A 9,785-nucleotide genomic window follows, 5' to 3' on the forward strand; every position below is an offset into this window, starting at 1 on the left:
AGCCGAAGACGTCAAGTCTCGGCAGGCGGGCGAGATGGAGGCGTTCAAGAAGGACCTGGCGGCCATCGTGGAGGACGTGATGAAGACCATCGTCCCCGAGGTGGTCAAGCGGGAAGAGACCAAGTCGGAGCAGAAGCGCGCCGACAAGACGATGGAGGACGCCCGGTCCCACTTGCGGGGTTTCGCCCGCACGATCCCGATGTTCCTCATGGCCTACGGCGATCGGGACACCCGCCTGGCGAACTTCGACGACTACACCCCCGACGATGTGTTCGAGGAGATCACCGGCATCACCGAGGCCGAGTTCCGGGTGCTGCGCGACGGCCAAGAGATCACCGAAGACGACGGGACGGTCACGATCATCCCCGGCCTGTTCGACGAGTCCGTCTTCGACCAGGCCGTCCAGGAGTTCCTGGACAAGAAAGAGGGTCTGGCTGACTACTTCGACGACGAACTAACCGAGGACATCTTCGCCTACATCCCTCGGCAGAAGACCTCGCTGGTGTTCACCCCCAAACCCGTCGTCGAGAAGATGGTTGACATCCTGGAAGAAGAGAACCCCGGCATCTTCACCGACCCGGAAAAGACCTTTGCGGACCTCTTCTCAACGGCGGGACTCTTCCTGATGGAGCTTGTTCGCCGCCTCGACCACGGCCTGGCCGACCAGATCCCAGACCAGGACGAGCGCCTGCGGCACATCCTCACCTCGCAGATCTTCGAGATGAGCCACAACCAGATCCTGCACCGCATCACTATCGAGGCCGTCTCCGGCGGCATCCCCGAACGCAAGCGTTGGATGGAGGAGTCCGGACACTTCAGGGTGGGCAACCTCGCTCGGATGACCCCCGAAGAGCGACAGACGATGGTCGAGGACATGCTGACAGTAGGGTCCTGACCATGAGCAAGAAGTTCGATGTTGTCATCGGCAACCCGCCCTATCAGGAGGAGGCGCAGGGAGGGGGCACCCGTGACACCCCCGTGTACCACCTGTTCATGGACGCGGCCTACGAAGTAGGCAAGAAAGTCGTGCTCATCACCCCGGCACGCTTCCTGTTCAACGCGGGCTTCACCCCTAAGGCGTGGAACGAGAAGATGCTCGCTGACCCTCGCCTGAGGGTCCCGCACTACGTGCCTGACAGTGACGCCCTGTTCCCCGGTACGACGATCAATGGCGGGATCGCAGTCACCTACTGGGATGAGGATCACGACGGCGAGTCAATCGGCACGTTCACGAGCTTCCCGGAGCTCAACACGATCCTCCACAAGGTGATCGAGTCCGGTGATGCCTCGCTGGCCCAGATCGGGATCACGAGTTCGCGCTCCTACCGCTACACAGACAAGTTGTACGAAGACCACCCGCAGGCTCGTGACCTGCGACCAGAAGGCAACACGGCGCTGGTGAATACGAACACGTTCGAGCAGTTCGCGTTTCTCTACCACGCAGACAAGCCCGCCGACGGCAACGAGTATGTCCGTGTGTACGGCCTCGCTGGCAGGAGCCGCGCTTACCGCTGGATTCGCCGTGACTACCTCACCGGTCCGGAGGGCCTCGGTAAGTACAAGGTCCTGGTGCCGGCTTCCCGAGGGCACCTCGGAACACTCGGTAGGGAGCCGGCCTTGGTTATCGGTGAACCGATGATTGGTGAGCCCAGTGTTGGGGTCACCCAGACCTTCATCACGATCGGATCCTTCGATGAGAAGGTCGCCGCCGACGCTTGTCTCAAGTACGTGAAGACCAAGTTCGCCCGCGCGCTTCTCGGTGTCCTGAAGATCACTCAGCACAACCCTGCCAGGGTCTGGAAGTACGTCCCCCTCCAAGACTTCACGTCGGCTTCGGACATCGACTGGACGACTCCGATCCCGCAAATTGACCAGCAGCTTTACGCGAAGTACGGCCTCGACGCCGACGAGATCGCCTTCATCGAAGCCCACATCAAGCCGATGGAATGACCGCTGGCGACATGATCTGACCTTGCATTTCACAAGTTGCCCCCGCCCAGATAGTTGGGCGGGGGCAACGTTGAGGCGTCGGTCAGCCGACCTGCCGCACCACCCGGGCCGGCAGTGGGACGATGCGGCGCCTGGTGGTGACTACGGTCGTCACCCTGACGGTGATGCCACCACGGCGGATGACACGGGTGCGACGAGTGGTCGACACCACGATCAGCCGTTCTCGGTGACGGTCGAGCCGGGGTGGCGCCGGGCCGTCGCCGGGGTCACGAACCGGCCGGTGATCGCACTGCGGGAGCGCGTCCCCGATCCCTTATTGCCGCCCGCCTCGATGACGGTGCTCTTCGGGTGGCGCGCTGCTGTCGCCCGGGTCACGTACCGGCCGGTCTTGGCCGATCTTGCGCGCCCGCGGCCGCTGGACTTTCCTGCCATGTCGAACCTCCAAAGGGTTCACGTGCGGGCTCGGAGGCGATAGGCTGTCGGTTTCCACACCATGCTCGCCCTTCGCTCCGTCCCGCGGTTCGGAGGGCGGTGCTGTTGCACCACCCTGGCCGGCTCCCGGTTGGAGTCGGTCGTCTATCTCTTAGTGGTGCCGTCGTCGCTACCCCCCGGCTGATGGGGAGTTTGCTTGGCCTGGGCTTGGGCGATGACGCTCCTAGCCCGGGTGACGGACACCGAGGCTCGAAGAGTGCGCGCCTGCCGGCTGCCGAGTGAGCTCTTGTTCACCTTCTGGACGATGTTGCTGTCGCTCACGCGCTCCTCCGTTTCTGGATCCTCTGCCTGTGGTTGGCGAGCATCCGCTCGACCGTCTTCTCCGAGACACTGAGCTCTTGGGCGATCTCCCACTGGCGCCAACCGGCCGCCGTATAGACGATGGCGAGGCGGAGCCTGCGGTCCTCGATCTCGCCGAGTTCGGCCTGGGCCAGCATGTCGTCCAGGGCGCGGTCGTGAGGGCGCACGTGAGGGTGCAGATCCTCGGTCATCTCGCGCTGTGCGCTCCAGCGGTCCTCCCGGGCGAGCCAACTCCTGTAGATGTTGGCGAACCGGATGAGGCACTGCCCGATGAAGAAGGTGCGCAGGCTCGCACCCTTGCGCGGGTCCCACTTCTTCTTGAGCAGGACCGTCTCCCGGAACTTGATCACCGCCAGACCGACTGTCTCGTTCGTCAGCTCCTCGGCGTGGTCGTCCCGGAGCTCCCATGACGGAGGGGCAAGTCCGCCCAGGCCGCGATCACGACACTTGGCGAAGATCAGTCCAGATCGCACCCATGAGCCGATGACGGCCAGTCCGTAGCGCGCGAGTTCGTCCGCGAAGTAGTCGTAGCCTGACCCGCAGAATCCGGCTAGCGCGAGGGTGTTATAGAGGTCGAGGTCACCGGCGAGCCGATCCACATCAGCTGCGGGCTTGTCAAAGGCGGGGTCCGCCAGCCACGCCTCCGGCACCCCGAGCGCAATCGTCCCACTCTTGTCCGGTTGTATCCGGGGCGCCCCCGAGTCCCCGACGGGCTGTCCGTCGGGCGCCTCCTCGGGGGGCGGGATCAAAAGGTCTCCTCATCTGTCGGGCTTGAGCACCGACGCGCAAGCTTCTCGGTGTTCAACCCCTCTTAAGTGCCGGCCCCATCATCTCCCCCCACACCGACATGGTGATATATGTCACATCGAGGGGCCATGTCCGATGGCAGATCCGAACGTGGCGGACACCACTCTGGCAGCCGGACAAAACTGCTCGGAACCGTGGCCAACACCTACGTGGGTTCTCAATGCCGACCGTTGCTGGGGCGCCCCACTCCCGCTTCTGACAGTCGTGGACACTGAGAAGCCTACTCCTGTGCGGCAATCCGCCTGAAGGGTTAGATAAACTCGGGCATCTCCACCTACGTCTGGATCCTCACCAACGACAAGGCCGACGAGGACCGCGGCACGGTCAAGCTCATCGACGCACGCGAGCTCGGCACGAAGATGCGGAAGTCGTTGGGCGACAAGCGCAAAGAGCTCACACCAGCCGCCATCGACGAGATCGCCCGTCTCTACGGAGGAGCCCGCGACGAGTACGCGGACGATCCCCGCGTGAAGGTCCTCACCAACGAGACCTTCGGCTTCCAGCGGATCACCGTCGAGCGGCCGATGCGCCGGCGATGGGAGGTCACCGCCGAGGCGGTCGCCGATGAGCCGTATGCCGCGTACGCCGGCTTGGTCGGTCAGCGGTTCGAGACGGAGAAGGCACTGCTGGGCGAGGTTGCCGAGCTCACGACCCCACAGAAGAAGGCCTTCGCCAAGGCATGCGCCATCACCGACCCCGACGCACCGATCATCACGGGACGCGGCGGGAAGGCCGAGCCCGACCCGGATCTGCGCGACCAGGAGAACGTCCTCCTGCCCGAGGGCTGGCTCGCCCTCGACGAGTCGGCACGCGAGAAGGCGCTCTTCGAGACGGCAGAAACCCACCTGGAGAATGAGATCCACCCCTACGTGCCCGACGCGTGGATCGACCACGCGAAGACCAAGATCGGCTTCGAGATCCCCTTCACGAGGCAGTTCTACGTCTACACGCCACCCCGCCCGGTCGACGAGATCGCCCAAGAGATCAAGGACCTCGAGATCCGGATCCAGCACTGGATGAGCGGGCTCGGCCTGTGACTGAGACTCGTCAGATTCGCCTCGGAAGACTGTTCGAGCGACGCAAGATCCTCGGCTTCGTCGACGAACCCATGCTGTCGGTCTTTCGCGAGCACGGCGTCGTCCTGAAGGAAAAGATGGTCAACCACAACCAGACTGCTGAGGATCGGAGCATCTACCAGCTCGTTGAACCTGGCTGGCTCGCGGTCAACCGGATGAAGGCATGGCAGGGGTCACTGGGAGTCTCTGCGCACCGCGGCATCATGTCGGGTCACTACATCTGCTTCGCTCCCAGGCACAGCGAGCACGACCGCTACCTCCACTACCTCTTGCGCTCCCCACGAATGACCGCACACTTCGCAGCCATCTCACGTGGCGTACGCCCGGGTCAGATCGAAATAGACAACGATCAACTCGCTGCCACGCCGCTGGACCTACCCAGCACTGATGAGCAGCGGCGGATCGCGGATTTCCTCGACGACCGCGTAGCCCGCATCGACCAGATCATCACCGCCCGGGACCGGCAGACAGCGCATGCCGATGAACGCTTCACCGCGGCACGACGCAACCTGGTGCTCGGACTCGGAGGACCGACGCGGCGTGTCAGCCTGCCGTGGGCTGAGTCAGTAGGCGTGGACTGGGAGGTCCGGCGCTTAAGCCAGCTCGCGCGCATAGGAACGGGACATACCCCGAGTCGCAGCGAACCCGACTACTGGGTGGAATGTCGCATTCCGTGGCTCACGACCTCCGACGTTCACAAGTTCCGACGGGACGAGATCGATCGCTTGGACGGAACTGAGGCGAACATCAGTGAGCTCGGGTTGGCAAACAGCGCGGCAGTCCTGCATCCGGCACAAACGGTGGCACTAAGCCGAACGGCCTCAGCGGGCTTCTCGATCATCATGGACCGAGACATGGCTACCAGTCAGGATTTCGTCACGTGGACGTGCGGCGACGGCCTCAACCCTGAGTTCCTGCTCCATTTCCTTCGTGCAATGAGGCACTATCTCCTTGGCTATCTGTCGATGGGGTCCACCCACAAGACGATCTACTTCCCCGACCTCATGGACCTGCGCGTTGCAGCGCCTTCAGCAGCCCGACAACGAACAGCCGTCGAGGCCGTCCATGCGACAGCAGCCGAACGAAACAGACTGATCCGAACTCTGACACGGCAGGTTGACTTGCTGGGTGAGTTCAAGCAGTCGTTGATCACCGCAGCGGTAACTGGTGAACTCGACGTCACAACCGCTGGCAGCGGGATACCGGGATGAGGCGCTAATGAGCAGCACGAAGGAGTCGGCGTTCGAGTCGAACATCGAGGCACATCTGCTGTTTCACGGCTGGCACTCGCTCGCGCCCGCGACCTACGACCGAAAGGCTGGTGTGTTCGGCGAGGAGGTCGTCGCCTTCGTCAAGGAGTCGCAGCCCAAGGCGTGGCAGCAGCTGGTGACGCGTCATGGGGGCGAGGCGACGGCGCGGGAGAAGTTCCTCAAGGTCGTCGTCGACGCGCTCGACCACCGCGGGACGATGAGCGTGCTCCGCTCGCCGGTCAAGGACTCGGGCGTCAGCGTCCGGTTGTGCTTCTTCAAGCCAGCGAGTGGTCTCAACGAGGAGCAGACCGGGCGCTACGCCGCGAATCGGCTGGGTGTCGTCCGGCAATTGCACCACTCGGAGTCGAACCCTTCGGACTCGGTCGACATGACCCTGGTGGTCAACGGCATCCCGGTCGCAACCGCCGAGTTGAAGAACCCACTGACCCGCCAGACCGTCGAGAACGCGATGGCGCAGTACCGAACCGACCGCAACCCGAACGACCTGATCTTCCGGGCGCGGACTCTGGTGCACTTCGCGGTCGACCCGCACCGCGTGGCTATGACGACCAAGTTGGCTCGTGAGGCGACGGTCTTCCTCCCCTTCGACCAGGGCAGCGACGGCGCGGGGAACACCGGCACAGCGGGGAACCCGGCGGTGAGGTCCGGCTACCAGACGGCCTACCTATGGGAGCAGGTCTGGCAGCGCGACGCGTGGCTGGACCTGCTCGGATCATTCATCCACGTCGAAGGCGACCGGACGCTGTTCCCGCGGTTCCACCAGTGGCACGCGGTGCGCTCGATCCTCGACGCGACCTATCGTGACGGCGCCGGAGTAGATCGGCTCGTGCAGCACTCGGCGGGGTCCGGCAAGTCGAACACGATCGCCTGGACCGCTCACGCGCTCTCGCGCCTCCACGGCGCCGATGACGCTCCGATCTTCGACAAGGTCGTGGTCATCACCGACCGCAAGGTGCTCGACCGTCAGCTCCAGGACACGGTCGCCGGCTTGGAGCACACGCCGGGCACGATCGTGCGAATCGATGAGAACTCGGCTCAGCTCAAGGAAGCCCTTGAGGGTCACGCGGCGCGGGTCATCATCACGACCCTGCAGAAGTTCCCCGTCGTCGCCGAGCTCGCCGCCAAGGACGCGGCCGATGGCGAGACCAAGGGTGTGGTGGGGCGACGGTTCGCGGTCATCGTCGACGAGGCGCACTCCTCATCGAGTGGAGACTCGGTCGCCAAGCTGAAGAAGGTCCTGGGTTCGGGCGACCACGACGCCGAACTGGAGGCGGCGGCGGAAGCCGAGCAGGCGGCATACGACGCTTCCGTTGACGCGGCAGACGAGGCGCTGTTCGCCAGCGCGCGGCACCGGGGCAAGCAGAAGAACCTGTCGTTCTTCGCGTTCACAGCGACGCCGAAGCCAAAGACACTCGACACGTTCGGGCAGGTCGGTGCCGATGGGCACAAGCGGCCGTTCCACACGTACTCGATGCGGCAGGCGATCGCGGAGGGGTTCATCCTCGACGTGCTGGCGAACTACACGACGTACGGCGTGTACTACAAGCTCGCCAACGCGCACCCGCGCAACGACCCGGAGATGGAATCGGGCAAGGGGCGGGCGGCTCTTGCCCGGTTCGCGTCGCTGCATCCGTACGCGTTGGACGCGAAGGCGGAGGTGATCATCGAGCATTTCCGGCAGAAGACGGCGGGCAAGATCGATGGGCAGGCCAAGGCGATGGTGGTGACCCGGTCGCGGCTGCACGCGGTGCGGACGCAGGCGGCGCTGGCGGCATACATCGCGAAGAAAGGCTACGACCAGGGCGAGCGGCCGTTGCGGACGTTGGTGGCGTTCTCGGGATCGCTGGTCGACCCGGAGGCACCGGAGGCTCCGGCCGTGACGGAGACCTCGATCAACGGATTCTCTGAGGGGCAGCTGCCGAAGAAGTTCCACGGGCCGGAGTACCAGGTGCTCGTGGTCGCGGAGAAGTACCAGACCGGGTTTGACGAGCCGCTGCTGCACACGATGTATGTCGACAAGAAGCTGTCCGGTGTCGCGGCGGTACAGACGCTGTCGCGGCTGAACCGCACGCATCCGGGCAAGGAGGACACCTTCGTCTTGGACTTCGCCAACTCGGCCGATGAGATCAAAGCGGCGTTCGAGCCGTTCTTCGAGGAGTCGTTCTCCACTCCGACCGAGCCCAACGTGCTGGCCACCATGGAGCACGACCTGATGAGTGCTGGAGTGCTATCGATGCCGGAGATGGAGGCGACTGTCGGGGCGCTGCTTTCGGAGGATCCGGCATTGCAGTCTGTGCTGTACGCGAACCTCGAGCCCGCCGTCGGACGGTTCGCGGCGCTCGAGGAGGAGAAGGCGGAGGAGTTCCGGCGAACCTTGGAACACTTCTGCCGGGCGTACGCCTTCGTCGCTCAAGTCATGCCCTGGGCTGACACCGACTGGGAGCGGCTGTTCCTCTATGGCCGGTTGCTGCTGCTGGAGCTGCCGCCAGGCGAGAACAGCCCTATGCCGCAGATCTCGAAGTCGGTTCAGCTGACGCACTTGCGGATCGCGGTCACCTCGGAAGCCGCGATCGAGCTGGCCGGATCGGACGAGCCCGGGGTGGCGTTGCCGGGTGAGGGCAAGGGTGCGCTGACCGAACCGATGCTGGACAAGCTATCGGCGCTGATCTCCGCTATGAACGACAAGTACGGAGCCGACCTCGGCGAGGCCGACAAGGTCTGGGTCGACCAGCAGTGGGTTGTCGTCAAGGAGGACGACGAGATGCGCGAAGTCGCCCTGAACAACGACCGCAGCCAGTTCGAGATGGTGCTCGAGCAGAAGGTCAAGGACCTGCTGATCGACAGGCACGACAAGAACGGGGTGCTGTTCGACCTGTTCTTCTCGAACCCGGACTTCCAGGTCTCGCTTGTCCGCTACCTCGCCGGCACCTACGACGAGTTCCGCAAAGAATCGATGGCCTGACGATGGCATTCATCCGGCCACGCAGCCGCGTCACTCTGCACAGTGGCGGAGCGACCGTCAAGAGCAAGCGCCTCACCGGCGTGCGAGCGTCTGAGCGGGCGACGGCTCCGGGCAGGGACATTCGCGACATCGGCCCGGAGCGGGGGGCGAGGAAGTGCCGCACGTGTTCCAAACCAGTTGGCCGGCCGAGAGCCGTCCACTGCGAGGCGTGCCTGTCGGAGCGGAAGCTCATCAAGGAGGTGCGAGCCGAGCTCAAGCGGCTGGGGCTTCCACGGCTCGGCATCGTTGTGCCCAAGGGGTCACCAATGGGGAAGAAGCGGAGGCAGGCCGAGGCCGCCCTTCAGCGGTTGGGCAAGAGCGCGACCCTTGCCCGATCCGCGGTACGAGCGACGACAACCAAGATGCCCGGGGCGAAAGTCCACGCACTCAGCGCCGAGATCCCCACGTGCCCTACCTGCTTCGTTGCTCTGCCAGCAACGGGGAGATGCGATGACTGTGCCTGACCGTTCGCTGTCGGTGGCTGTGGATACTTTCATGCCAAGCGAAGTTGAGCACTCCGACGATCAACTGGCCGAGGTGCCCTGTGCGTCAGGCTGTGGTGAGACACGACGACTGAGTTCCTTCCCTTGCACGGGGTGAGAAGCGAGTAGTAGCTGATGACGATGACTTTGGCCGATGGGGCCGTTGATGATGGGGTCATGGGACCTCGAGGTGACCGGCCCAAGCGGCGGGTGTTCACGGCGGAGTACAAGGCGCGGATCCTGGCCGAGTACGACGCGGCCGAGCACGGTGGGCGGGGTGCGGTCCTGCGCCGGGAAGGGCTGTACTCCTCGCACATCGTGGAGTGGCGTCGAGCGGCTGACGCCGGTGCCCGGGCTGGTTTGGGCCCGGTCTCGCGGGACCGCCGCGACCGGGAGATTGAGGAGC

The 9,785-nt window shown here is 64.4% G+C and carries 6 protein-coding genes and 2 pseudogenes; 6 read left to right on the top strand and 2 right to left on the bottom strand.

All coding sequences use genetic code 11. The features are described 5' to 3' along the window. Window positions 1-895 (top strand): annotated as a pseudogene (locus BN11_RS19060) (DEAD/DEAH box helicase); the annotation flags it as partial. 2 nt (window positions 896-897) lie between these two features. Next, window positions 898-1,950, top strand: a complete 1,053-nt coding sequence (locus BN11_RS19065) for an Eco57I restriction-modification methylase domain-containing protein (protein WP_048699404.1) — start codon at window positions 898-900, stop codon at window positions 1,948-1,950. A 213-nt stretch (window positions 1,951-2,163) separates the two neighbouring features. Here the strand turns inward: BN11_RS19065 and BN11_RS19070 are convergent, their stop codons facing one another. Then, window positions 2,164-2,382, bottom strand: coding sequence for a hypothetical protein (locus tag BN11_RS19070; RefSeq protein WP_048699405.1), 219 nt, complete (start codon window positions 2,380-2,382; stop codon window positions 2,164-2,166). A gap of 317 nt (window positions 2,383-2,699) precedes the next feature. Continuing rightward, the gene (locus BN11_RS19075) at window positions 2,700-3,491 is read right to left on the bottom strand and encodes a helix-turn-helix domain-containing protein (RefSeq protein ID WP_157044225.1); all 792 of its coding nucleotides are present in this window, start codon (window positions 3,489-3,491) and stop codon (window positions 2,700-2,702) included. A gap of 417 nt (window positions 3,492-3,908) precedes the next feature. Here BN11_RS19075 and BN11_RS19080 point away from each other — a divergent pair, with 417 nt between their 5' ends. The 4 genes and pseudogenes from BN11_RS19080 to BN11_RS24395 all read left to right on the top strand — a co-directional run. Further along, entirely contained in the window at window positions 3,909-4,586 is a 678-nt protein-coding gene (locus BN11_RS19080; protein WP_235435555.1) for a hypothetical protein, read from the top strand. Then, window positions 4,583-5,836 (top strand): restriction endonuclease subunit S, encoded by a 1,254-nt coding sequence (locus BN11_RS19085; protein ID WP_053084191.1) that lies wholly within the window; start codon window positions 4,583-4,585, stop codon window positions 5,834-5,836. Before BN11_RS19080 ends, BN11_RS19085 begins: the two co-directional genes overlap by 4 nt. 7 nt (window positions 5,837-5,843) lie before the next feature. Then, the gene (locus BN11_RS19090) at window positions 5,844-8,858 is read left to right on the top strand and encodes a type I restriction endonuclease subunit R (RefSeq protein ID WP_048699948.1); all 3,015 of its coding nucleotides are present in this window, start codon (window positions 5,844-5,846) and stop codon (window positions 8,856-8,858) included. Between the two features lie 716 nt (window positions 8,859-9,574). Further along, window positions 9,575-9,785 (top strand): annotated as a pseudogene (locus BN11_RS24395) (IS3-like element ISAar46 family transposase); the annotation flags it as partial.

It is taken from the genome of Nostocoides australiense Ben110 (assembly GCF_001050535.1).
GTDB lineage: Bacteria > Actinomycetota > Actinomycetes > Actinomycetales > Dermatophilaceae > Nostocoides_A > Nostocoides_A australiense.

Excerpts from the sequence above, each read along its gene's own strand:
- BN11_RS19080 (WP_235435555.1), top strand. The coding sequence starts at position 3,909 with ATGCGGAAGTCGTTGGGCGACAAGCGCAAAGAGCTCACACCAGCCGCC.
- BN11_RS19090 (WP_048699948.1), top strand. The coding sequence starts at position 5,844 with ATGAGCAGCACGAAGGAGTCGGCGTTCGAGTCGAACATCGAGGCACAT.
- BN11_RS19070 (WP_048699405.1), bottom strand. The coding sequence starts at position 2,382 with ATGGCAGGAAAGTCCAGCGGCCGCGGGCGCGCAAGATCGGCCAAGACC.
- BN11_RS19065 (WP_048699404.1), top strand. The coding sequence starts at position 898 with ATGAGCAAGAAGTTCGATGTTGTCATCGGCAACCCGCCCTATCAGGAG.